24 protein-coding genes are annotated in these 25,509 nt (G+C 37.5%); 8 read left to right on the forward strand and 16 right to left on the reverse strand.

The features are described 5' to 3' along the window. Positions 1–24 precede the first annotated feature (24 nt). Positions 25–1,446 (reverse strand): RNA polymerase II, encoded by a 1,422-nt coding sequence (locus ACIP9C_RS08025; RefSeq protein ID WP_401009576.1) that lies wholly within the window; start codon positions 1,444–1,446, stop codon positions 25–27. A gap of 57 nt (positions 1,447–1,503) precedes the next feature. Here ACIP9C_RS08025 and ACIP9C_RS08030 point away from each other — a divergent pair, with 57 nt between their 5' ends. Further along, positions 1,504–1,893: a DUF7147 family protein gene (locus ACIP9C_RS08030; RefSeq protein WP_401009577.1), complete on the forward strand. Its 390-nt coding sequence runs from the start codon at positions 1,504–1,506 to the stop codon at positions 1,891–1,893. A gap of 2 nt (positions 1,894–1,895) precedes the next feature. Here the strand turns inward: ACIP9C_RS08030 and ACIP9C_RS08035 are convergent, their stop codons facing one another. Further along, positions 1,896–2,168: a YlbG family protein gene (locus ACIP9C_RS08035; RefSeq protein ID WP_173477872.1), complete on the reverse strand. Its 273-nt coding sequence runs from the start codon at positions 2,166–2,168 to the stop codon at positions 1,896–1,898. Between the two features lie 225 nt (positions 2,169–2,393). On the opposite strand from ACIP9C_RS08035, the gene ACIP9C_RS08040 reads away from it, so the two are divergent. After that, on the forward strand, positions 2,394–3,299 hold the full coding sequence (locus ACIP9C_RS08040; RefSeq protein WP_401009578.1) for a glycerophosphodiester phosphodiesterase family protein: 906 nt from the start codon (positions 2,394–2,396) through the stop codon (positions 3,297–3,299). Positions 3,300–3,360: 61 nt separating this feature from the next. On the opposite strand, the gene ACIP9C_RS08045 is transcribed toward ACIP9C_RS08040, so the two are convergent. Together ACIP9C_RS08045 and ACIP9C_RS08050 are read right to left on the reverse strand one after the other, a co-directional pair. Next, a complete protein-coding gene (locus tag ACIP9C_RS08045; RefSeq protein WP_401009579.1) occupies positions 3,361–4,413 on the reverse strand; it encodes a tartrate dehydrogenase in 1,053 nt (350 codons plus the stop codon). A gap of 382 nt (positions 4,414–4,795) precedes the next feature. Next, positions 4,796–5,242, reverse strand: a complete 447-nt coding sequence (locus ACIP9C_RS08050; protein ID WP_173477875.1) for a YlbF/YmcA family competence regulator — start codon at positions 5,240–5,242, stop codon at positions 4,796–4,798. Positions 5,243–5,328: 86 nt separating this feature from the next. On the opposite strand from ACIP9C_RS08050, the gene ACIP9C_RS08055 reads away from it, so the two are divergent. After that, positions 5,329–5,829 (forward strand): PaaI family thioesterase, encoded by a 501-nt coding sequence (locus tag ACIP9C_RS08055; protein WP_401009580.1) that lies wholly within the window; start codon positions 5,329–5,331, stop codon positions 5,827–5,829. On the opposite strand, the gene ACIP9C_RS08060 is transcribed toward ACIP9C_RS08055, so the two are convergent. After that, positions 5,810–7,282: a UDP-N-acetylmuramoyl-L-alanyl-D-glutamate--2,6-diaminopimelate ligase gene (locus ACIP9C_RS08060; RefSeq protein ID WP_401009581.1), complete on the reverse strand. Its 1,473-nt coding sequence runs from the start codon at positions 7,280–7,282 to the stop codon at positions 5,810–5,812. The genes ACIP9C_RS08055 and ACIP9C_RS08060 overlap by 20 nt on opposite strands. Positions 7,283–7,695: 413 nt before the next feature. After that, positions 7,696–8,802, reverse strand: coding sequence for a CAP domain-containing protein (locus ACIP9C_RS08065; protein ID WP_401009582.1), 1,107 nt, complete (start codon positions 8,800–8,802; stop codon positions 7,696–7,698). A gap of 147 nt (positions 8,803–8,949) precedes the next feature. Between ACIP9C_RS08065 and ACIP9C_RS08070 the strand changes: the two genes are divergently transcribed. After that, positions 8,950–9,351 (forward strand): YugN family protein, encoded by a 402-nt coding sequence (locus ACIP9C_RS08070; protein ID WP_173477879.1) that lies wholly within the window; start codon positions 8,950–8,952, stop codon positions 9,349–9,351. Positions 9,352–9,577: 226 nt separating this feature from the next. Further along, positions 9,578–10,651, forward strand: a complete 1,074-nt coding sequence (gene ytvI, locus ACIP9C_RS08075) for a sporulation integral membrane protein YtvI (protein WP_401009583.1) — start codon at positions 9,578–9,580, stop codon at positions 10,649–10,651. 17 nt (positions 10,652–10,668) lie between these two features. On the opposite strand, the gene ACIP9C_RS08080 is transcribed toward ytvI, so the two are convergent. From ACIP9C_RS08080 to cyoE, 7 genes are all read right to left on the reverse strand, one after another. Then, positions 10,669–11,130, reverse strand: a complete 462-nt coding sequence (locus ACIP9C_RS08080; protein WP_173477881.1) for a DUF420 domain-containing protein — start codon at positions 11,128–11,130, stop codon at positions 10,669–10,671. A gap of 36 nt (positions 11,131–11,166) precedes the next feature. Continuing rightward, on the reverse strand, positions 11,167–12,096 hold the full coding sequence (ctaG, locus tag ACIP9C_RS08085) for a cytochrome c oxidase assembly factor CtaG (RefSeq protein WP_401009584.1): 930 nt from the start codon (positions 12,094–12,096) through the stop codon (positions 11,167–11,169). A 327-nt stretch (positions 12,097–12,423) separates the two neighbouring features. Then, positions 12,424–12,768 (reverse strand): cytochrome C oxidase subunit IV family protein, encoded by a 345-nt coding sequence (locus ACIP9C_RS08090; RefSeq protein WP_340826026.1) that lies wholly within the window; start codon positions 12,766–12,768, stop codon positions 12,424–12,426. Between the two features lies 1 nt (position 12,769). Continuing rightward, the gene (locus ACIP9C_RS08095; RefSeq protein WP_401009585.1) at positions 12,770–13,396 is read right to left on the reverse strand and encodes a cytochrome c oxidase subunit 3; all 627 of its coding nucleotides are present in this window, start codon (positions 13,394–13,396) and stop codon (positions 12,770–12,772) included. Continuing rightward, on the reverse strand, positions 13,396–15,279 hold the full coding sequence (gene ctaD, locus ACIP9C_RS08100) for a cytochrome c oxidase subunit I (protein WP_340826028.1): 1,884 nt from the start codon (positions 15,277–15,279) through the stop codon (positions 13,396–13,398). The genes ACIP9C_RS08095 and ctaD overlap by 1 nt, the downstream gene beginning before the upstream one ends. A 40-nt stretch (positions 15,280–15,319) precedes the next feature. Continuing rightward, positions 15,320–16,408, reverse strand: a complete 1,089-nt coding sequence (gene coxB / locus ACIP9C_RS08105; protein WP_340826030.1) for a cytochrome c oxidase subunit II — start codon at positions 16,406–16,408, stop codon at positions 15,320–15,322. 96 nt (positions 16,409–16,504) lie between these two features. Beyond that, on the reverse strand, positions 16,505–17,422 hold the full coding sequence (cyoE, locus tag ACIP9C_RS08110) for a heme o synthase (RefSeq protein ID WP_401009586.1): 918 nt from the start codon (positions 17,420–17,422) through the stop codon (positions 16,505–16,507). A gap of 336 nt (positions 17,423–17,758) precedes the next feature. On the opposite strand from cyoE, the gene ACIP9C_RS08115 reads away from it, so the two are divergent. Further along, a complete protein-coding gene (locus tag ACIP9C_RS08115; RefSeq protein ID WP_401009587.1) occupies positions 17,759–18,682 on the forward strand; it encodes a COX15/CtaA family protein in 924 nt (307 codons plus the stop codon). Between the two features lie 409 nt (positions 18,683–19,091). Here ACIP9C_RS08115 and pyc read toward each other — a convergent pair whose 3' ends face one another. Genes pyc through ACIP9C_RS08130 form a run of 3 tightly spaced genes read right to left on the reverse strand, consistent with a single transcriptional unit; the run spans position 19,092 to position 24,061 of the window. Beyond that, complete coding sequence (gene pyc / locus ACIP9C_RS08120) at positions 19,092–22,526, reverse strand: pyruvate carboxylase (protein ID WP_401009588.1); 3,435 nt, start codon at positions 22,524–22,526, stop codon at positions 19,092–19,094. Between the two features lie 11 nt (positions 22,527–22,537). Continuing rightward, positions 22,538–23,719 (reverse strand): FtsW/RodA/SpoVE family cell cycle protein, encoded by a 1,182-nt coding sequence (locus ACIP9C_RS08125; RefSeq protein WP_401009589.1) that lies wholly within the window; start codon positions 23,717–23,719, stop codon positions 22,538–22,540. 60 nt (positions 23,720–23,779) lie between these two features. Next, positions 23,780–24,061 carry an Fpa/YlaN family protein gene (locus tag ACIP9C_RS08130; protein ID WP_173477891.1) on the reverse strand — a complete coding sequence of 94 codons (282 nt, stop codon included), beginning with the start codon at positions 24,059–24,061 and terminating at the stop codon, positions 23,780–23,782. A gap of 182 nt (positions 24,062–24,243) precedes the next feature. Here ACIP9C_RS08130 and ACIP9C_RS08135 point away from each other — a divergent pair, with 182 nt between their 5' ends. Beyond that, complete coding sequence (locus ACIP9C_RS08135) at positions 24,244–24,744, forward strand: molybdopterin-binding protein (protein ID WP_401009590.1); 501 nt, start codon at positions 24,244–24,246, stop codon at positions 24,742–24,744. Positions 24,745–24,756: 12 nt separating this feature from the next. After that, positions 24,757–24,960, forward strand: a complete 204-nt coding sequence (locus ACIP9C_RS08140) for a YlaI family protein (RefSeq protein ID WP_173477893.1) — start codon at positions 24,757–24,759, stop codon at positions 24,958–24,960. The last annotated feature ends 549 nt before the right edge of the window (positions 24,961–25,509 follow it).

A 25,509-nucleotide genomic window follows, 5' to 3' on the forward strand; every position in this document is an offset into this window, starting at 1 on the left:
AAAGAACTCCTCCGCTGCAAAAAATTATTCTTGTTCTTGTGTTAAAACTTGAATTCGACCATCACTTTTTTGTAGTTCTACTAAAAATAGTCGTTGTAGCCAAGCTTCTTCTACATAATAATGATCAACAATTTTAATAATTGGATCAGAAATTGTGGAATATCTACGTTGATTGAATACGTAGAATCCAGATTCTTTCGGGAAGCGGAATGTTCGATTGTCACTATTTACGTAATAACCGTTCTTCCCTTCCCCCGCTGTATAGCCTAGATAAGGTAGTAATGTATCGGCACTGTATAATACTTGACCTTCATATAAAATAACATGAACATCTTTTTTATGAATGCCATCGACATAAATACTACGCTCGTCCTCCATTAATAATGGATACGTACCATTTTCTTGTGTTGCATTTAATTGGAAATAAGAAGTTTTCCCATTCAACACTGTTGAAAGTAACTTATCCATTGTCACCGGAGAGATTGGTTCTTGTCCAAGGTTATCCATAGCTTCCTGCCATGCTAACTGTTGGCTTGCTGTCATGTAGTCTTTTAATGTCTGCACAATTTCTTTTGTCTTCTCTGAGCCTATCGTACCCTTCACTAAATAGGATGCCACAACTTCAGTCAACCATGCCGGCGAATTTTCAAAAGTATATTGTGAATGAATTTGCGAAAGAATCACTTCCTGCTCAACCGCTTGTGCTGTTAGCGTTGGTAAAAATAATAATCGTTCGTCATGTTGGGCAACAGGATTTTTCTCTTGAATAATCGCTATATGCTCATCATTTAGGAACTTTAAATTTTCGAGTGATTTTAAGAAATCATTTGAAATTGTCTGCTGTGCATAAATTGTTAAGACAGGTGTTTGCTCTTGCGCCTTCAAATCACCAGCCTGCCAATATAAATCACTTGCTGTGCCATTGCCGCTAAACATCGTATAGTTAACAAGTGATAATTGTTGCTGACCAACTAAAGGTAGACCTGTTATCCATTGTCCAACAGTTTTACTATCTGTTGAAATATGTATGACAGAATACGATACCTCTCCATTCGTTAAAGTGGCAAAGACATTTTGAAGCAACATTTTATCTTTTAAGCCACCCTCGATTGGGATTATGTATGAAACGGATTGCGATTTAGTTTCACCTTTTTCAAAATAGGAAACTTCCTCTGATAAACGATTACAACTATTTTCGTTATCGATAAAACATGTTGGGTTTGTTGCATTCTCTGGCCATTTTATTTTCACCTTTTGATTTGGCAAGTTTTTAAAATGATGACGAATATCTAGACTATTTTCACGATAGACAATCTCAATTTCCTGTGAATAATGGAATGCACCATTTCCTGTCTCTAAATCAGAAGAATAGGCCTGATATTGGAAAAACAACACACCAGATACAACTAATACTAAAATTGAAAAAAAACTGACTGCAAATTTCATGTGCTTGACCTCCCGCAGCATGATACTATGTGTATTGGAAAGGATGTGCAATATTAAATGCCACAACAATTTATAGAATTAGGAGAAGGCTATGGCGATGTTTATGAACTACTTGAAATTATTAAAACGAATCAAGGTCGCTTTCACCAAGCCTTTATACTAACATCTACAAAAGAAGATAAACAGGTAGCTTCTTTAGCTATCGCTTTAAAACCAGTCGGAGAAAGTAAATTCATGCCGATTTATATTTGTCGCGAAGGCATTCCATTCCATGAAGAAAAGCCTTCCAAGCGTCAAATTATGTTCGAAGAAAGTGTTGAACAACTAGGTCGAAAAGCGGTTGTTGTAGAAATAAAGCACTCTTCTATATTTTCGGAGCCAAAACTATTTTATCAATACTTAATTGGAATAATGAGACTTCATCACTATATTCCAGCATTAAATTAATGTTATAGCCCCGCTTTATAGTCATATTCCTTCGCTTTATCTGGCTTTGCATTTTCGAACTCAGTTTTAACGAAGGGACGATAAGATTCTACAACGTCTTTCACAAATGGAAGGCGTTGTAATTTTATTGTCATCATTTCAATGTCCTCTCGATTGCAATATAATACTACGTACTTTTGCTTACGAGAAATGTAATGAACATGACCATATTTTCGAAGTGATTTCGCATGTTTTAATTGATGGACGTAAACGATTAGCCCTTGTCGTTCGTTCATATAGTTTCCCCTCATTTCTTACATAAAAGCATACCATAGACCGGAAAATGATAGCAACAGAGTTTAGCTGACAGAACGCTCATTTTTCCGTTATAATGGTAAAGCATAGCGCGTTTATCGACAGATTTACTTTCTCTCATGCTAGATAAAAGTGCTTTAGCTTGAACATTGCAAGTGAATTCGCCAGCACCTTTTATATTAATTTGATTGTTAAGGAGGACGAATATGGGTAAGAAAACGAAGATAGCTATTGCAATAGCAGCAGCCAGTGCAGCTGCTTGGGCAGGTAGTAAAGCTATTTCCAAACCTCAACAGCGTGAAGGGAAACAAGCATTACAATTTGATCGCCCGATTATTCTCGCACATCGTGGCGGAGCACATTTAGAACCTGAGCATACAATGCTTGCTTTTGAAAAATCTGCACAATTAGGTGTAGATGGCTTTGAAATAGACATTCGCTTAACAAAAGACGAAGAAATTATCGTTTACCATGATGCTACTGTAGAACGTACAACGGATGGTTATGGGTCAGTATCAGAAATGACATTAGCAGAAATAAACGCATTAAATCATGGCTATCAATTTGAAGATTTAGCAGGTGAATTTCCTTATCGGGATAAAAAAGTTGACGTTGTTACACTACGCGAATTACTAGAAAGCTATCCAAATATGTTAATCAATATTGATATTAAAGATGCACCAGATACGTATGAAGGTAGTTTAATGCCTTCTAAACTATGGCGATTAATAGAAGAACTTAATGCAGAGGATCATGTCGTTGTCACTAGCTTTTATGGTGAACAAATTGACCGTTTTAATTTATATGCACAAAATCAAGTTGCGCTTGGAGCAGGTGAATCAGATGTACGCAAAGCATTTGCTTCATTCTCAAGTCAATTCGGACATTTATATCATCCAAAAGTAGATGTATTTCAAATTCCTCCAAAATCAGGTGTCGTATCGCTCGATTCACCAAAGTTTATTCAGTTTTTAAATAATCTCAATATCCCTGTTCATTATTGGACAATCAACGATTCAGTTACGATGAATAAATTAATTAATAACGGTGCAAAAGGTATTATTACCGATCGACCTGATATTGCAGTTGAATTACTACAAGAACATGATTGAAGATACAAAGGTAAGAGCAACTATTGTAAATGCTCTTACCTTTATCTTTTATAAAATGCCATTAAGTTAATTGAGCTAAAATTGCATCAGTTACCTCACGTAATGTTGCAGTTCCCCCTAAATCTCCGGTTTTTATACCTTGCGCTAATGTAGCCTCCATTGCATTTAACACCTTTGAACCTAGCTCTGGATAGCCTAAAAAATCAAGCATCATTTTACCTGTCCATATTTGCCCGAGCGGATTAGCAATTCCTTTTCCAGCAATATCTGGCGCGGAGCCATGAACTGGTTCAAACATAGAAGGATATTCGCGTTCAATATTTAAGTTAGCCGCTGGAGCAATACCGATACTTCCCATAATAGCTCCACCTAAATCTGTTAAAATATCTCCAAATAAATTGGAAGCAACGATTACATCAAAGTTTTCTGGTTTCATCACTAGGAAAGCTGCTAACGCATCAATATGATTAGTCGCTTGTCCAATTGCTTCATAATCTTTACCAACTTCTTCAAATACCTCATCCCAAAAAGGCATGCTGTAAGTTAAACCATTTGATTTTGTTGCACTTGTAACATGCTGACGACGACTTTTAGCCATATCAAAGGCATATCGCATTGCACGTTCGGTCCCTTTTCTAGTAAAGATCGCATTTTGAATGGCAATCTCATCCTGTCCGCTATGAATACGACCACCACTCTCTGAATACTCCCCCTCTGAGTTTTCACGTACAACAACAAAGTCAAAGCCATTCGGATTACGTAATGGTGATGCTAAGCCTTGTAGTAGCTTCGCTGGACGTACATTAATAGACTGCTTCATTTCACGACGAATCTTAATTAACAACCCCCACAAGGAAACGTGATCGGGTACTAAGTCAGGCATTCCTACTGCACCTAAAAAGATTTGATCATAGCCTTTTAATAGTTCAATGCCATTATCAGGCATCATCTTACCTGTTTCTAAATAATAATCACAGCCCCATGGAAATGTTGTCCATTCAAATGTAAAGCTTCCATCTAATTGTGCAACCTTGTCTAAAACTTCTATCGCTGCTGGTACTACTTCTTTTCCGATACCATCCCCTGGAATAACAGCAATTCGATATGTATTCATTTCATTGCCCCCTTTTCCCAACTTTACTTACATATTTACTATATAATTTTTATTGCAAAAAAAATAGAAGCAGTGTCATTTTGACATGCTTCTACTATCATATAGAAATATGACACGTTGATTTCCATTCTAGGCGCTCCCTTTCCGCAAGCACGGCTTCAACTAATTTTTGCGTCAATGCCGCAAAAATGGATTTTAAGCTCGTGCTGTTCCAGCAGGGGTGTCGCACCTTTCACTCCAATCAACTAGTAGCATCTACATATAAAATAATTTGCTACTTCCCTACTTTAAAATATGGTTATGAATTTTCACAAAAAAAGACACAACACCTCGAGAGGTTTGTGTCTTTACATGAAGAAGTGTCGTTTTGACACTACTTCTATTATGCTGAACAGGAGCAAGAGCCACCTGAGCCACAACCGCTTCCACATGAAGAATTGGATGCGAAAAACGGATTACTTACTGGTACTTTTACCGCTTCCGATACCGTTTTACCAATAAGCAAGCTTATCTCATCTAGTAAATCTTGAAAATCATTTTCAGCTAACTTTAATGCTGAAATTTTTTCATTTAAATCGAGTGAGCGCTTTTGCTGACGAATCGATTTCATAATTGTATGATAATCCGGATGATATTTTCCGAAACGTTGTACATCTTCGTATTGCTCCTTCATGCGACCAAATGCATAAATAGCTTCAACTAGCTCGCTATCGCTATAAACAGCATTATACGCTAATCTTAGCGTATTCGCAGGCTCGGAGGAAAGAATCATTTCGCAAAGCGCATCGGCCTCATCTAAAATGATTGCCCATTCAGAGGTTATCATCATTTTAATTCCCCCAATCTAATACCCATCATAACAGATTTTGTGGTAATTTTACATTATTGATATTTGTAAAAGAAGGAGTTTTAAAATTGGTAACATCATCTAAAGGACAAATTGAAGAATTACTCGCTACTATTTTACAACATAGTACAGCGGAGGATGAGGAAGTATTACTACACTTGCTAAATGGTATTCACGATAAACAACAAGGCATACATCGTCGATATATCAATGCCGCTTTACATATGGTGGGCAACTTCGAGCCAGACAGTAGTGAGGTACGGATACCTATTACGCCCGTTATTCACAATACTATTAAAGTACCGCATGGAGGGATCATTGCAACAATTGCTGATGCCGCAATGGGCGGACTCGCATCACGTTCTGTTCCAGCAGGCTTTAATGTTGTAACAACAAATATTAACGTCTCCTATATAGCAACAACGACCAATAAAGAATTAATTGCAAGAGGACGTTTTGTTCATAAGGGACGTCAAACACTTGTAATGGAATGTGACATCGAGGATGAAACTGGTCGTAAACTAGCTATTGCCACCGCTTCGTTCTTCGTTATTCAGCGTCGTCAGTAATAGCAGTGGAAAAATAATCTTTAATGCATTGTTGATCGGAAAAAGGGAATTTTTGATTTTTTATTTGCTGTGTTTGTTCATGCCCTTTTCCGGCAACAAGCACAATATCTCCTTTTTGCGCTTTTGCCAATGCCTGATGAATCGCAACTTTACGGTCTAAAAAAATTTCATAATATTGCTGCTCTGAGAAACCTGCAATAATACTTTCATTAATTAATATAGGATCCTCATCACGAGGGTTATCTGTCGTTAAGAAAATAACATCTGCATACTTACTTGCCACAGCCCCCATTGCAAAACGTTTTGCCTTATCTCTATTGCCACCGCAGCTAAACACTAGGTAGATGGTCTTCTTACTATCAAAAGTTTGTAACACTGCCTGCAATGCCTCAGCTGTATGTGCATAATCTACATACACATCAATACCAAGTGGGTTTTCTATTCGCTCCAGTCTACCTTCTGGTAATTTTAATCCCCACATATGTTCAGCTAGTTCATCAATAGTGAAGCCTAAACGCCACACAGCCATTAATGCAGCTACTGCATTTTGCACATGATACTTACCAACAAAAGGAATAGCAATTATGTGCTCACTCGTTGTCGTTTGCAAACATAGTACTGTTTTTCCAATAGTTTCACTCACAATCTGGATATGTAAATCATTGTGATTGTCAAAGCCGAATGAGCATGATTTTTTCTTGTCGTAAATACCAACGGAGCGACAAAAATTATCGTCTCCATTTAACACAATTTTTTTTGATAAATCAGCTAACCTCTTTTTAGCACGTTTATACGCTTCTAGTCCCCCATGGTCTTCCAAATGATCCTCTGATAAGTTTAAAAATACCCCACAATCAATATCACAATGATCAAGTCTATGCTGTTGCAATCCCATCGAGGAAGCTTCTAAAACAACATGTGTCACACCTTGACGAACACATTGTTTTAAAATAGGATGCAGCTCTTTTGCTTGTAATGTTGTTAATTGCTCATATTCTGTTTGTTGTTTTTGCCCATTAACGAAGAAGCCTACTGTTCCAATAACTGCTACATTTTTATGTAAAGCCTTTAGTAATTGGCTTACAAAATGACTTACCGTCGTTTTTCCATTCGTTCCCGTTATGGCAATAACCGATAATGCTTCAGCAGGAAAAGCAGCTAGTTTTGCACTTGCATAAGATAAAAACAAAGCGGTATTCGGTACCCAAACGAAAGGAATATTCTGATCGCTGAATGGGATTGCAATACTTTCCTCGGATACTACGGCGGCAGCTCCTCTTGCCAGTGCTTCTTTTACAAAGCGACTGCCAGATGTCTTTTTTCCTTTTCGGACAATGAAAATATCTCCAGGTTTCACCGATTGGGCATAATCCTCTACACCAGTAATTATTGTACGAATGGATCCACCAGTTACACTACATGGCCAATCTTTCAATAGCTCAGCTAATTGCAATGTCTCATTCCTCCTTTCAGTTCTCTATCATATGACGGCTTTTGTAACGGTGTGACGAAAAATGTAGAAGCCTCCAAATACCATTTAAGTAGGTTGTGAACATGGAGTGATGCAAGCCATTAACCAAGACGAAAAAGATTAGCCATTCTATTTTGTCGGTTTTAGGCACAAAAAAAGATTGTCTTGAATTAATCAAGACAATCTTTTGAGAATGATTCAATTATAAATACCTATACAGGCTTCTAAATCGTCCGCGCACAGCACTCTGCAAGCAGCAACCCTCGCTGTCGCTCGGCTTGTTGCATCTTACATTTCGTGCGCTCCCTCAGGATTCTGCGTAGATTTTTACTTAGTTAACTACTGGTAGCGCTATGAAAATTCAGAATTGTTTGAGTGCCTGACACCTTTCTTTCTTATTGAATTGCTTCTTCTGTATCCTCAACGGATTCCTCACTATCATCCTTTTGCTTCGATGGCTCCATGAAAATTTGTGTGTAGTAATTTAAAAAGACACCTGATCCTACAGCAGAAAATTTATCATTTAAAATTACTTTGCGGTGTTCAGGTGAATTTAGCCAGCCGTGCATTGCCTCAATCGCATCAAAGTATGCTGTCGCAAGGTTTTCATTTGCATCACTATAAGCAATTTCATGTGTGTCTAAACGTTTCTTTAAATCGCCATTTGTTGGTGATTCATGACCAGAAAAATTTTGCACCTTCATATCTTCACTGTGCAGTTTTGCTACTTCTTCGAGTTTTTCATCAAGTTCCAATGAAGCTAAATCATGATGAACGCGCGTGACATTAATTAAATCATCAAGCTGCGCAGTACTTGCTTCATTAATTTCCTGTTGTAAAAACGAGGATGGCGGTGTCGGACTAACAAGCTCCCCTTGATAAATCATTTCATAAGGCTGATGTAGTACGAGTGTCTCGCTATCAGTAAAGCGAACACCTTGTAGCGTACTCGTTTCTCGATCAATATAAAGCTGTGCAAATAGTCCATCAAATTTTATTAGTAGCCTAGTCTGCATATCTTCCTCACTCATAGAGAAAATGAAAATATTTTCACCTACATTGGCAGCTACTTCATAATCGATAATCGTCATTCGGTAAATATCGTCCCGCTTCTGACCTATTTTAAAAGGTGTAGCATCTAGCTTATCACCCGCTATGTATACTTGTGTTACAACATCGTTTTGCACGCCTAGCATAAAAAATGTTGACACACTTGTTTTATAAACCCACCATTCGTAACCAAAAGATGAAGGCTCTTTCCTTGCTGGTTCACCATATTGTTCTAAGACAACTTGTATTCCTTGGCCAATTAATGTCGACATACCACTTTGTGGACGTGTCATCGCTCCAACTTCTGGTTGCTCCAACTCTGTTTTCGGAATAATATTTGAATTGGCATTTGGTCCTTCAAGTGGCTCATTTTCCTTGGGCGTATTAAAGAACATAAAGCCGATAAACGCAATCGTTGCACAGGCAATTAAAATGCGAAATAAAGCTTTCATACACGACCCCTTTCTTCCCCATTATTGTAAGTTATTATATCAATTGTAAACGTGTTGACACAATGTTGTCATTGCAACAATGTCGAATATGCTCTATTATAAAAATGAGCGTATACTTTGTACGAAAAGCTAAAGGAGGATTATTAGATGTATTTTGAGAATACTAACCTTGAGAATTTAACAGCTGACCAAGAACTGATTGAAAACATTATGAAAAATAATGGTTTAGAATGTGATGGTGCTTGGGATTACGAACGCATGACTTTTGACCGTCGTTTCGATACTCGTGAAGGCCGTTACTACCTACGCGTATTCGCATATGCGCAATCTGGTGATGTTGGAGCACATGATGCTGTCTTAACATTAATGAAACCAGCTCTTGGTAAATACTACTATCCACATGGTGTTGAGTATGGTGACGATGAAGTTTTCCCAGCTCATCTTGTAAAAAAATGTGATGAAATCTTAAAAAAAGTAAGATTAGACTTAGAAGCATTCGTAGTTGAGTCTCCTTCTAACAAAAAAGCGTTGGAAACTGTTAACGCATAATTAGCACATTAGCAACAACGTAAAGCCAATGTCTTTGCATATTAATGACCAAAAACGATGGTATTAATGCAACAACAAGTTCATTTTACTTGTAGTTCCAAAATGCAAGCATGTCATAAGAATTTATATGTATGATTATCAAGAAAAGACTGGTGGTCCAGTCTTTTTTATTTTGAGTAAAAAATTTTTTTCTCCTCATACTAACTATATCTTTCAAATGATGTAGGTGAGATACTTGATACAATTTTTTAAAAGACCCTTTTTTCGTCATCCTATAATTGTCATCGCCATAGGATTAATTATTCTATGGTTTTTATCCTTATCTTTCCCTATACTTCTTGCCTATGTAACTGCACTATTATTAGAGCCCCTCATTATTCGAATGAGCAAACGCTTTCGAAAAAAGCGTACAATCATTGTCTCCATTTTTTTAGTTTTCTTTTTTTGTATAACATTACTACTATGTATTCTCTTAGGCTATATAAGCTGGAAACAGTTCTCGTCTTTTATTATTCATATTCCAGATTATCTCAACCAATTATCAGCACTATGGATTCAAATTCAATCCAAGCTAGCTAATTATACGTATCATTTGCCATTAGATCTTGTGACACAAATTCAATTAATGATTGAACGAGGGTTATCTTCCATTGAAAAATTTGCACTTTCTTTAACAAACATTAATGATTGGTCGTCGTTACTTTCCCACTTACCATCACTTTTGTTTGATATTTTCGTTTATTGGATTGTATTATATATGCTACTTTTAGATTTACCATCGATTAACCAAAGACTATTGGCACCTATCCCTTTTCATTACCATCAAAAAATACTTTTTATCGGAGAGCGTGTTAAAGTTGCATTATTCGGCTTTATTAAAGCCCAATTACTTGTTGGAGTTTGTATATTTGCCGTAGCCTTAATATCGTTCTTTTTATTAAAAACGCCATTTCCGTTTATATTAGCACTTTTAATTGTTATATTAGATGTTATTCCCTTTTTAGACTCATTTATTTTACTGTTACCGTGGGCAATTTACAAAGCATTTACTGGTGATTATGTCTTTGCTATAGCCTTAGTTGTGCTAACAGTCGTACTTTTCTTAATACGTCGTATGATTGAGCCTAAAATTATTGGTGATAAAATTGGTCTTTCTTCGCTCTCCACTTTTATTGCTATGTTTATCGGCTTTAAAATATTTGGTTTTCTCGGTATTTTAATCGGCCCTTTACTCGTTGTCGTTGCTCTTTCTTTATTTAATCAGTCTTCTATAAAAAATCTCCCACCTTCTCAAGAGTAAGGAGGGAGATTTTTTTGTTAAAATCCTAAAATCGCTTTAATAACAGATGTTGTTTCACCTGGCTCAAATAGTATATACAATAACATGTACACCATAACACCTGTTACTGCTACAAAGAACCAGATAATACTAGTAATTGGTCCAATTCGCTTATGAAGCTTAATGTTTGTTTTTAAACCTGAAATAATACTAACTAGTCCAAACACAGCTCCAACTGTTGCTAATGTAATGTGGAAAATTAAAAAGAATGTATAGTAAGGTTTTAAATCCTCACCACCACCAAAAGCTGTATTACCAATAAAGACCGTACGTGAAGCGTAGATAATAAAGAAGCAAAGTGCAGCAACACCAGCAGCTAACATAACCTTTTTATGTGCTTCTACTTTTCCCTTTATAATTAAGCCCCAACCAATTGCTACAAGTACAGCACTTATTACAATAAATGATGTACTAATAGTAGGCAAAATTTGCAATTCCATTCACAAAAACTCCTTATACAAAATAAATTTCAATTATTACAGCTGATGTTGATGTTCTCTTTCCCATTTCTGTTGATGTGCTTTTAATGCATCGGCAGTAATCTTATCAGGGTCCTTTTGCTCAGAACGATACCATTTTGTAAAGATAGCGCCGATTAAAACACCAAAAATAATCTCTTGTAATATTTTCATAAGAACACCACCAAGTTGCTGATCCGCAACAGGCTTCATATCTGTAAATAACTCTGGTCCAGATAAAGACAAGCCCGATAAAGTTGAGGCTGGTACACATAGCTCCATTGCTTTGAGCCAAGCTTCGCCACTCGTATATGTTTCATACATAGCATTAGGCGCAAAAATGATTAAAGCACATGCAGGAGTAATTAAAACCGCATTGGCAATAATATACGCTAATTTATGCAAAGGTTTCATTTCAGCACTATCAGGTATTTTTTGAATTAGAGGCCAGTACATTAAAACAGCAGAAACAAATAATACAAATGTATAAGTACCATGTAATGTTTCGTTTAATTTAATGTAGTCTAATACTGATGGTAAATGGTAGATAGAAAATAAACCTATAAAAACAAATATCGCAACCACTGGTAATGTTAACACTTTAAATAAAGGTTTGACAACAGGCGCTTCAATTGCAACCTTCCACACCCACCATGGAATACCCTTAATTAAGAAAATTGGCACAAGCAATAAAAGAATAGCCATTTGCACCATATGCATTGTAAACATAATATGGGCCATTAAATCAATTGGAGATCCTTTAATAATATAAATCGTAATCATTGCCAATACAAAATAAATTGCTTCACTTTTTTTCAATGGCTCACTTACTTTAAAATCTTTACGCCATTTCGTTGTCACTAAAAAGTAAATCGCTGTTATAAAAACGAGAACCCCTATTAAATACGGGCTCCATAAAGCTTGGAAACCAAATATACTAAGTGGCATACAATACGCGCTCCTTTAACTTTTTCCAGCATACATTCCTAACGCCTTAAGCGAGTGATGCACACCAAAATGTTTTACTTATCTTGGAAACAAACTTTTACAAAATAAAGTTACGCCTCTAGCGAATATCGTGTTTTTTTAAAGCGTTCGCACTATAAAAAACGGGCACAATTATACAGAGACAATAAAACTCAGTACTCCTATTATAAAACGCTTACAGCTATACTGCAATGAACGAACGGTGAACAATTTACCAGTACTACATTCTATTAGCAAAACAAAAAAAGCACGTCTCTGCGAAGAGCAGAGAACATGCTTTTTTGGTGATTACCACCAAATAATTGTTAAAAATGCTAAGAAGAATGTAAATGCGATTAAAACGCCCATCCACATAAAGAATGCAATAACACCACCGAAGTGTGTTTTTTTATCTTCTAAGTGCATGAAAGCATAAAGTTGAAGAACAACTTGAACGCCAGCAAGCAATAGAACAAATGGTGCTATTAAGTATTTAGAAAAACCAGCTGCAACTACAGCGAACGCGATAAACGTAAAGAAAATCATGATCGCAAAGTTGATTACTTGTTTACGCATATGAACGGCATTATGATGACGATCATATTCGAATTGCGCTTGAGACTTAGCAACTACAGGTGTATCATGTGATGACATATTATCCGATCACTCCCATCAAGTATACTACTGTAAAGATAAATACCCAAACAACGTCGATAAAGTGCCAGTATAATGCAGCCACAAAGAATTTAGGCGCATTGTACAAGTTCAGTCCACGTTTAGCGTTACGGATAAGTAATGTTGTAATCCATACTAAACCTAAAGTTACGTGGAAACCGTGTGTACCTACTAGCGTATAGAACGAAGTTGCGAATGCAGATTGGTTAAAAGTGAAACCAAGGTGCACATAGTGTTGGAACTCATAAATTTCTAGGCCAAGGAAGCCAAGACCTAAAAGTAACGTGATTGCTAACCAAGTTTGCATACCTTTGTAATTAAAGTTACGCATATGGTAAATTGCATAAACTGAAGTCAGTGAAGACGTTAATAGTAACATCGTCATTGCAAATGCTAACGGTAATTCAAATAAACCTTGTGTTGTGAACTCCATGCCAGCTGGCCCTTTGTTCTTAAGTGCTAAGTAAGTTGCAAATAAACTTGCGAAAAGTACAACTTCACAGGCAAGGAAAATCCAGAAACCAACGACTTTATTTTTACCTTCCATCGTTGCTTGTTCAGGATGATCTGGCCAAGTATGAGGAGTAAATTTAGTATTGATATCCATTATTTATTTCCTCCTTTACCGTAAAGTTGTTCTTCAATTTCAATAATGTCTTCTTTGTGTAAGTGGAAACCGTGATCGTCCTTAACAGAACGGAAAATCATTGCACCAAATGTAATAGCAAGACCAATAATTAATACATAAATTGACCATGGTTTATCTGCATCTGGATTATAAAGGGCACCGAATGCTGCGATAAACATGCCTAAAGAAATAACGAATGGGATTGCAGAGTTGTTTGGCATATGAATATCACCTAATGGCTCAGCAAATGTAACATCTTTATTACCTTCTTGCTTTTCAATCCACCATGGATCTAGACCACGAACAAGTGGTGTTTGACGGAAGTTATAGAATGGAATTGGTTGTGGAATTGACCATTCTAAAGTACGACCATCGCCCCATGGATCGCGACCTGCTGGTTTACCTTTGATAGACATTAAGCAGTTAATTACCATTAAGATAACCCCTACACCCATCATCAATGCACCGATTGTAGAAATATAGTTGAACTGATCCCAACCTTGACCTTCCATGTAAGTGAATACGCGACGTGGCATACCCATTAAACCTAAGAAGTGTTGTACGAAGAATGTTAAATGGAATCCGATAAAGAATACCCAGAAAGTCAATTTACCAAGCGCTTCGTTTAACATACGGTTGAAGAAAATTGGCCAGTAGAAATGCGCTGAACCGAATAAAGCAGTTACGATACCACCTACGATTACGTAGTGGAAGTGAGCAACGATAAAGTAAGAATCGTGTAATTGGTAGTCAAGTGGAGCAGATGCTTGCATTACCCCAGTAACACCACCCGCAACGAATGACGGGATAAAACCAAGTGCATAAAGCATTGGTGTAGTAACTTTAATCGATCCGCCCCAAATAGTTAAGATCCAGTTGAATACTTTCATACCTGTTGGAACGGCAATTGCCATTGTTGCAACAGCGAAAATTGCGTTTGCAGTTGGCCCAAGACCAGTTGTGAACATGTGGTGAGCCCAAACCATGAAGCCAAGGAAACCAATTAAAATTGTTGCGAATACCATTGAAGAGTATCCGAATAGACGCTTACGAGAGAATGCTGGGATAATCTCCGAGAATAAACCGAAAGCAGGTAATACTAAAATATAAACTTCTGGGTGTCCGAAGATCCAGAATAAGTGTTCCCAAATTACTGTGTTACCACCCATTGTATGGTCAAAGAAGTTACCACCGAACATACGGTCAAATAACATCATTAATAAACCAATAGTTAATGGAGGGAATGCGAATAAGATTAATGCACTTGATACTAGAGCAGTCCAAGTGAATAATGGCATACGCATAAATGTCATACCAGGAGCACGCATAGTAATAATCGTTACGATAAAGTTAAGACCTGAAATTAACGTACCCGCCCCTGAAATTTGTAAACCAAGTACATAGAAGTCAATACCATGTCCTGGAGAATATAAAGATAATGATGCATAAGATGTCCAGCCCGCATCAGGTGCGCCACCCATAAAGAATGATAGGTGAAGGAATACAGCACCTAGGAAGAACAACCAGAACCCTAAAGAGTTAAGGAACGGGAATGCAACGTCACGTGCACCAATTTGTAATGGTACAAGCATGTTCATAAATGCGAATAGTAATGGAGTCGCGGCAAGGAATAACATTGTCGTTCCGTGCATCGTTAATAATTCATTGAAAAAACCAGCTGAAACGAAATCGTTATTTGGTTTCATTAACTGAATACGCATTAATAACGCTTCAAAACCAGCGATAGCGAAGAACAATGTACCGGCTAATAAATACATTACGGCTAACTTTTTATGGTCAACAGTTGTAATGTAATCCCAGACAGCTGCTCCAAAGCCCTTTTTCTGTGTATATGAGCTCACAACTTTTACCTCCCTCAAAGTTTGTTACATAAACGAAAAATTATTTCTCTACTGATAAGCCCATGATGTAAGTTGCAAGAGCTTGAATTTCTTCTTCAGATAAATCGCCATAGATTGGTGCAGTACCATCTGGATTCATCATTAAGTTACCTGGTTTAAAGTCACCTGGGTTTTTAATCCATGCTTGTACGTTTTCTTCAGTATGTTCTAAGAAACCTGCAACACGGTTACGGTCACCGAATGTAGTTAAGTTAGGACCCACTCCACCAGTACCACCTACGCCAGATACAGCGTGACAAGCTAAACAGCTGTTAGCAAATGTTGCTTCACCAAGATCAGTTGAATCTTTTGAAGCAGTTTGTCCTTCAGTTGCTTTCATGCTAGCTACCCAAGCATCGAATGCATCTGGGCTAACTGTTTTTACTTTAAAGTCCATTAGTGCGTGTGAAGGGCCACATAGCTCAGCACATTTACCATAGAATACGCCATCTTTAAGATCTGCTGATTCTTTATCGAATACTAAATAGAATTTGTTTAAGTTCTCTACGTTAGTATCCATTTTACCGCCAATCGCGGGAATCCAGAATGAGTGCTTAACATCAGCAGCTTTTAAGTTAAAGTAAACTTTTTGACCTGTTGGTACAACTAATTCTTGTGCTGTTACAATCCCTTGGTTTGGATATTCGAACTCCCACCAGTATAATTTTGCAGTTACATTTACTGTTAGGGCAGTTTTGTTACCTTCAGCATCTACTTCGTCCATTGCAGCAACATCTGCAAATTTATAAGTAGCAGTAACAACCGGTACAGCTAAGATTAATAATAAAATAATTGGAATAACTGTCCAAATTACTTCAAGTGTGTGACTACCTTCCACTTGCTTAGGAATAACGTTTTCGCCTACTTTTGATCGGCGGAATTTTAAGAATGCAAGTAAATAGATTACAGATACTATTACTACAACTAACGTCATAATTCCAGTAGCCAACATTAATAGGTTGAATTGTTCTTTACCTACTTGACCAGATGGTTTTAGTGCAGAAATATATTCTTCACCACAACCAGAAAGGAAAACCATCATCACTGCTAGAAGTGAAAAAAGACGCCACTTTTTAAGCCCTTTCATCATAGCTTAATTAAACCCCTCTTTCTTTGTTGTATTTTCATGTGTACCTAGGACATTGGTTCTATCTATATGAATTCTTGTGAAAGAAAGAATTCCAAATTAGCTGAATACCGCAAATATTATGATAGCCACAAATAATATGGTCATATGATTCAATGAATAAATAAACATTTTATTTGCCCACTTCATATCGTCTTTTGTGGTAAAGCCCTTTAAAGCTAGTAATAACCAGCCTACGTTCAAAGTAGTCGCAAGCACTAAGAATCCAACTCCAAGCTCAGGTAAAAGGAACGGTAACGGTAATAATAAAAGAATCCAGAAAAACATTGAGTACTTCGTTCGTTTAAAACCTTTTACAACTGGTAGCATTGGGATATTAGCTGCACGATATTCTTCAGTACGTTTCATAGCAAGCGCATAAAAATGCGGTGGCTGCCATACAAACATCATAAGAAATAAGGCAAGTGCTCCTGGGCCAAGTGCAGGTTCAACTGCTGCAAAACCAATTACTGGTGGAATCGCCCCTGAAATACTTCCAACAATCGTGTTACTAACATGCTTCCTCTTTGACCACATTGAATATAGAACAACATAAGCGAATATTCCAACTAGTCCCCACATGCCGGCCGCAAATGATGCCGTAAATAACAAAATTTCACCTACAATTAAAAATGAGAGGGCAATGGTCAATACAAAGTTCAGCTTAAATCTACCTGTCACTGTCGGTCTTGACTTTGTGCGTTTCATAATAGGGTCAATATCTCGATCAATGAAATTATTCATTGCACCAGAACCGCCAATAATTAATGCAGCACCAAGCATGATACAAACTATAACATCAAGCTCTTGCAAGAAATGTCTACCAGTAAATTGAAATGCTAGCCACATCCCTGTAAACGTTGTGACAAGATTCGAGTTAACGATTCCAATTTTTATCAGTGCTAAGAAATCTTTTACAACGGATGAAGTTCCTGGATCAGTATTTCTAGTAGCTGAAAACGTACGACCGTTTGACATGTTACCTCTCCTTTCATTTTTGTAAGCATATTCCGCTAACAATAACTATAGCGAAATTTGCGATTGATTTCTAGACGTTTAGTGAAATTTAGATGAAGTTGTAAAAATTAGCTTTGTCTAGAAATATAATTAAAAACAACATATCTATAGTAAATCATTTTCTAAAATGAATTGTGAAGGTTAAAGCACGAAATTATGAACAATTTGTGAAATGGAATCAACATCTAAAACTACCTACTCCTTACAAGTTGTTTTTTAAACGTATTTTAGATATCATCTAGTAGCAGAAACATTACTTTCATGTAATATTGATAGATAAAGTAGGTGACTCATTTTATGCAACACAACAGGTATATGAAGTGGTTTGCTGTTGCCGCTACAGTGGGAATGCTCCTTATTTTACTTGGCGGGGCACTCGTTACTAAAACAGATAGTGGCTTAGGCTGCGGTAGAAACTGGCCGGATTGTAATGGATCTCTTATCCCAAAAGAAATTACAACAGAAGTATTAATCGAATTCTCACATCGTCTTGTAACAGGAGTCGTATCAATTTCAATTCTCGTCCTAACGATTTGGACATGGCGGAAACTTGGGCATATTCGTGAAGTAAAATTTTTAGGTTTTTTATCGATGTTCTTCTTAATCGCACAGGCACTAATTGGAGCAGCTCAAGTATTATGGGGACAAGGAGACTTCATTCTAGCACTTCACTTTGGAATCTCACTTATTTCTTTTGCTGCGGTTCTTATTCTTTCTATGATTGTATTTGAAGTTGATCGAAAGTTTGATGCAGATAACGTATTTATTGGGAAAAAACTACGTTGGCATACAATTGCTGTCACAATTTATTCTTATTTGGTCGTTTATACAGGGGCACTCGTTCGACATACAGATTCTAGTTTAGTATGCCCAGACTGGCCATTTTGCTACAACGAAACACCGTTTGCCTCACCAAACAATATGTACGAATGGGTACAAATGGGACATCGACTTGCAGCTATCATTATTTTCATTTGGATTACATACATAACTTGGCACGCTATAAAAGAATACAAACAACAACGTGTTATTTATTATGGCTGGATTATCGCTTTCATCATAGTTATATTACAAGTTTTAGCTGGTATGTCAGTAGTCCTTACTAGATTGAATTTAACAGTAGCTTTATTGCATTCATTGTTCATTTCACTTTTATTTGGTCTCCTTTGTTACATGATTATGCTTGTAGCACGTAGCAATTATAATGAAAAAAATAAATAACTATAGAAAAGGATTCGGCTCTGTCGAGTCTTTTTTTTTCATTTACCCCACATAGCCTTCATCTAAAAGTAAAAAACACATATGCACGAACTTTGCTAAGAAGTAGCTATTTTATATTACTTTTTTGATACAAAGTAAAAGGCTATTTGTTTACTTCAATTATATAATCTTCGACAAGAAACTGGAAATAATACAACATCAGCATCAGCAAACAATAAACTGCTTATACCTTAAGTCGAAAAAGTGGATTTCTACTATATAATAGTGAAATGTTTTTTACTATTAAAACTATTTTTATAGGGTTTTGTACTATATTATTTTCTTGAGCACTTCCTACTATTCTTTTTTATAAGAAAAAAGGTTATTAGTATGCCATAGCAGCAAACTAATAACCTTCTTCTATAATGTATTATTCAATTTCTATTAATAAGTCACCTGTTGAAATGGCATCGCCCGCACTTGCATATACCTCTTTCACTATACCGTCTTTTGGTGCTTGTACAGTTGTTTCCATTTTCATGGCTTCGGTAATTAACAAGTGGTCACCACGTTTAACAGGACTGCCCTTAGATACTACGACCTTCAAAACAGTACCTGGCATTGTCGCCCCAATTTGATTTGGATTGCTTGGGTCTGCCTTTAGTGCTATGCTGCCATCCACTTCTACTGTCATATCTTGAATGACAAGCTCTCGTGATTGACCATTTAACTCGAAGTACATAACACGTGTACCATCATGCTGTGGCTCACCAATCGATACAAGTTTAATAATTAACGTTTTACCTTTTTCAATTTCCACTTCAATTTCTTCGCCTAGCTTTAATCCGTATAAGAACGTAGGTGTGTCTAGAACTGAAATATTACCAAATGACTCTACAGTTTTAGCATACTCTTCAAATACTTTCGGGTACAGTGCATAGGCAAGTATGTCCTTCTTCGTAACCGGACGATTTAATTTGTCCGCCAATACTTCCTCTAGCTGTTCAAAGTTAACTGGTTGTAACAGTTCACCTGGACGAACAGTAATTGGTTCACGCTCTTTCAAGACTACTTTTTGAAGCTCCTCAGGGAAGCCGCCGTGTGGTTGCCCTATATATCCTTGGAATAATTCAATAACTGAATCTGGGAAATCAATTGTTTGCCCTCTTGAAATAACCGTCTCTTCATTCAAATCATTTTGCACCATGAATAAAGCCATATCACCAACCACCTTCGATGATGGCGTTACTTTCACGATGTCTCCAAATAATAAGTTTACACGTGAGTACATACGTTTTACTTCATCCCAACGATCGCCAAGTCCAACAGCCTTAGCTTGCTGCTGTAAGTTACTGTACTGTCCACCTGGCATTTCATGGACATAAATTTCTGAATGTGGACTGATCATGCCACTTTCGAAATCTTTATAGTATTTACGAACATCCTCCCAGTAATATGAAAGCTTTTCAAGCGATTCAATATCAGCACGAATTTCACGTTGACTACCCTTCATAGCATAGTACAGTGAGTTCGCACTTGGCTGTGATGTTAAGCCAGCCATTGCGCCAAGTGCTGTATCTAAAATATCTACCCCTGCTTCAATCGCTTTTGCATATAAATAAATACCATTGCCACTTGTATCATGCGTGTGCAAATGAATAGGTAGGCTTGTCGCTTCTTTTAACTCCGAAATTAAGCGATATGCAGCTTCCGGCTTCAATAACCCAGCCATATCCTTAATCGCTAAAATATGGGCTCCTGACGCCTCTAAAGACTTCGCCATATCTTTGTAATACTGCACAGAGTATTTCGCACGTCCATCATCTAATATATCTCCTGTGTAGCAAATCGCAGCTTCTGCAATTTTCCCTGCATCTCTTGCCGCATCAATCGCTACTTCCATACCTTTAATCCAGTTTAAGCTATCGAAAATTCGGAATACATCAATACCAGATGCAGCTGACTCAGCAATAAACTCACGAATTAAATTATCTGGATAGTTCGTATATCCTACAGCGTTTGCTCCACGTAGCAACATTTGGAATAGTACATTTGGTATTTGCGCACGTATCTTCGCTAAACGCTCCCATGGATCTTCTTTTAAAAAACGGTATGCTACATCAAACGTTGCGCCTCCCCACATTTCGAGTGAGAAGAAGTTATGCATCATACGTGCTGTTTCATCTGCAATTTGGTACATATCTTGAGAACGTACACGTGTTGCCAGTAAGGATTGATGTGCATCACGGAACGTTGTGTCCGTTAATAACACATCTTGCTGTTCTAAAATCCATTTTGTCAGCCCATCTGCACCATGTTCATCTAAAATTTGTTTTGTACCAGACAGTGGCTGTCCATTCAAGTCTACTAGTGGCTTAATTGGCTGAGCAAAAATTGGCTTCGCCTTATTTTCCACCCCTGGGAAACCATTTAACGTCACATTACCGATATAGCTTAGTAGTTTAGTTCCGCGGTCTTGGCGCACAGGGAAGTTAAATAATTCAGGCGTTGTATCGATAAAGCTTGTATCAAACGTGCCTTCTATAAAATTTTTATGGGTTACTACATTATTTAAAAACGGAATATTCGTTTTCACCCCACGAATACGGAATTCTTTTAAATTTCGATCCATTTTCGCTGCGGCTTCCTTAAACGTCATGCCTGAAGTTGAAATTTTTACGAGCAACGAATCATAGTACGGTGTTACAACAGCTCCTTGGAAGCCATTACCGGCATCTAAGCGAACACCAAAGCCACCACTCGAACGATATACCATTAGTTTACCTGTATCAGGCATAAAGCCATTAGCTGGGTCTTCTGTAGTGACACGCGCTTGGATTGCATAACCAATCATCGGAATTTCTGCTTGTTGTGGTATATGAATTTCATCGCTATGCAAGCTGTAGCCTGCCGCCACTTTAATTTGAGCATGTACAATATCGATTCCTGTAATCATTTCTGTAATCGTATGCTCTACTTGAATTCGAGGGTTAACCTCGATGAAATAAAAATCATCACCTGCAACTAAAAACTCGACTGTCCCTGCATTTATGTACGAGACATTTTGCATTAATTGAACCGCTGCATCGCAAATTCTATTTCTTAAATTTTCCGAAATCGAATGGGATGGTGCGATCTCTACCACCTTTTGATGGCGGCGTTGGATTGAGCAATCACGCTCATATAAATGCACAATATTGCCCATTTTATCGCCTATAATTTGTACTTCAATATGCTTTGGTTGGAGAATGCACTTTTCTACATATACTTCATCCGAACCAAAAGCTGCTTTTGCCTCTGATTTGGCACGTTCATAAGCAGACGCAACATCATCCTTTGTTTGTACTACACGCATTCCGCGCCCGCCGCCACCTAAGGAAGCCTTAATCATGAGCGGATATCCATATTGTTCACCAAAAGCTTGTACTTCTTCTACAGAAGCAACTGGACCATCTGTACCTGGAATGACCGGAATATTTGCGTTAATAGCTTGTTCCCGTGCTTTTACCTTATCACCAAACATATCTAAATGCTGTGAAGTTGGGCCAATGAATAAAATTCCCTCTTCCTCACAACGACGTGCAAAATCCACGTTTTCTGATAAAAAACCATACCCTGGATGAATCGCATCAACGCCTGCATCCTTAGCGATTGCAATGATGCCCTCAATATCTAAATACGCATCGATGGGCTTCTTGCCTGCCCCTACTAAATAAGCCTCATCTGCTTTAAAGCGATGGAATGCCCCACTGTCTTCACGTGAATATATAGCGACAGTGTTAATGTTGAGCTCCGTACACGCACGGAAAATTCGAATTGCAATTTCTCCCCGATTGGCTACAAGGATTTTGTTGATTGATTCCATAGGTATCCCCCTTATGTTTGTGATTTCTTTCTTTCTACCCTTTCAAACATGGAAACATTGACCAATATTCCCATAGCTAAAGATAGCAAAATTATAGATGTCCCGCCATAACTAATGAAAGGCAGCGTGACACCGGTTAACGGGATTAACCCGGTTACACCCCCAAGATTAATAAACGATTGCCAAGCTATCCAGCTAGCAATACCTGCCGCTATCATACGTGCTAACGGATCTTTTGTTCGTAATGCGATAGAAAAACCTTTATATACAATAAATCCTAAACCACCTAAGACGATTAGCACGCCCCATACACCAAGTTCCTCCATAACTATTGCCATAATAAAATCGGTTTGTGGTTCAGGTAAATATCCTAATTTTTGAATAGATTGACCGAGCCCTCGACCTTCTAAACCACCACCGCCAATTGCATAATAACTATTGACAACTTGGTGACCTACCCCGTTTTCATAATCAAACGGATTAAAATAAGACTCGATACGTCCTTTACGGTTCCCTTTTAATAGTTCGCCCTTAAAGAGCCAAAGCATACCAAGAATGGCTGCACCAAATGCACCTAATACGCCAAAAAACTTCCAAAATGTTTTAAAAGGAATACCACTTGCCGCAACAACGGATACTGCAATGCCACATAAAATAATGACAGCTCCCAAATCTGTTTCAAATGCCACACCCGCAACAACAAGTATCCATAGGAAAATCGGATAAAAAATTTCTGTTGGTTGTAGTTTTTCAAATGTATATTTTTGAGATTTTCGATAAAATGCTGCTGCAAAATATAAAATTATAAATAGTTTCGCATATTCAGAAGGCTGAAAATTCCCGAATCCTGGAACATGAATCCAACTTTGAGAACCTACTTCCTCTGCACCATTACCCGCTACTTTTACCCATGTAAAGAGAACGATTAATACAATCGTAAGTAACAACATAATATTCTTATTTGCATAATGCTTATAAGGGAAAAATGCTGCTACTAAAAAACCTAAAGACGCGACAGCTAAATTAATTAGTTGTTTTTGATAAAAATAATCAGGTGCTTGTTCCTTCTGTACAATTGCAACCATCATACTTGAACTATAAATCATCACTAACCCAAATAAACTTAACAACAAGACAGTAAAAAATAATGGATAATCAAAATTTTGAGCATATCGTTTTAAGTATTGTTTCATTGGAAAACCTCGTTCTAGTAAAAAAACTCAAATCGCAAGCAGCGTTTGAGTTTTTTCTTTTTATTTGTCTGTATACGCGTCATGTAGTACAGAAAGTTCTTTCTCGAGTGAATCGAGAATTGCTTTGCCTTTATCGCGTTCAATAAGTCCAAGCTTCACAGCAAAGTCAATTTCACGTGAAAGGCCGAACATTTGTGTATCTAATACTTCTTCATATAAAGGGCATTGTGGCATCGTTAAATGATCCATCTGTACTCGAATGAGGCGAGCAATTTTATCTGCATCAGCTACTAAAAGCTCCAAAGCCTTCTCTTGAAAGGAAGTTTGTGATTTCGTATCCATGAGGACGCCCCCATTATCTGATATTTCTTCGATTCTATCTTAATAAAGTTTATCTTTTAGTCGATAAAAATGCAAGTGTCTTCGTAGGAAAATAAAGAATCCAAATTATATTTCTTTATTATCTCCTTGCATTAGCGTTATACTAATTCATGGATATACAAGATTTGAGGAGGATTTCTATTATGGAAACAATTATTCCTATCAAGGGTGCAGTTTCGTATCAGCTTACATTAGATCCAACTGTTTGGATTTTTGACGATCGTAAACTAGACTTAAATACGTACTTCCAAGCAAGAGAAGTAGAGGAAGATGCGGATACAAAATATATGCGTGAAGTCGGTGCTCACTGGTCACGCGAAATTATGGAAGGTGCTACTTTCCCACCAACTTTAAAATCAGAACGAAAATTCGATCGTAAAGGGATGGAAACAGGTACTTTCGGTATCGAATTAAGTCATTTCTTAAAAAATGCTGAACTTAAACCAGAGGCGACAAAAATCGTCATTGAATGCAAAGACGGCGAAGAACATGCATTTACAATTGCAGAAGCACAGACATTAATTTTTAAATACAGCCAGGACGGCAAACCTTTAACTGAAGATGGACCTGTCCACATATTATTTGGAGACGGCTCAAATGTAGACAACCCTATCAAAAATGTATTAGCCGTTCGTGCGGAATAGGGAGGGAATGCGATGCGCGTAAAATGTGTCATTTGCGATACTATTAACCAGTTAGATGATGATTTACCGTTAGCAAAAAAACTACGTAATCGCCCAATTCATACGTATATGTGCGACACATGCCACGATCGTATTAAAGAAAATACGGTGACGAGAATTGAAACGGGTAACTTCCGTTTTTATCGTACCTCACCACAAATGGATAAAGAATTTTAATAAGTGCCATTTAAAGTGCCAGGCACTCAAACAATTCTGAATTATGCTAGTGAAAATCCACCTAGACTCCTGCGGGAACGCACAATACGTATGACGCAACAATCCGCGCGCTAGCGACGGTTGCGGCTTACGCTGTGCCCGCGGAAAACGCACGCCTGGAGCGGAAATCAACAGCACAAAACGCAAAACCACACTAACAGGTTTTGCGTTTTTAGAGTCAGCAAAGGGCATAAAATTTCCCACTTTCGATACATTTTATCATTTTGAAGGTCGGAAAATAAAATTTCTCTGTCAGTATGCTTAGTTGATTGGAGCGGAAGGCGGGCGACTCCTGCGGGAATGCACAATACGTAAGACGCAACAATCCGCGCGCTAGCGAGGGTTGCGGCTTACGCTGTGCCCGCGGAAAGCGCACGCCTGGAGCGGAAATCAACAGCACAAAACGCAAAACCTCACTAACAGGTTTTGCGTTTTTAGAGTCAGCAAAGGGCATAAAATTTCCCACTTTCGATACATTTTATCATTTTGAAGGTCGGAAAATAAAATTTC

Source organism: Lysinibacillus sp. NPDC093210 (genome assembly GCF_044753985.1).
In the GTDB taxonomy this organism is placed as follows: Bacteria; Bacillota; Bacilli; order Bacillales_A; family Planococcaceae; genus Lysinibacillus.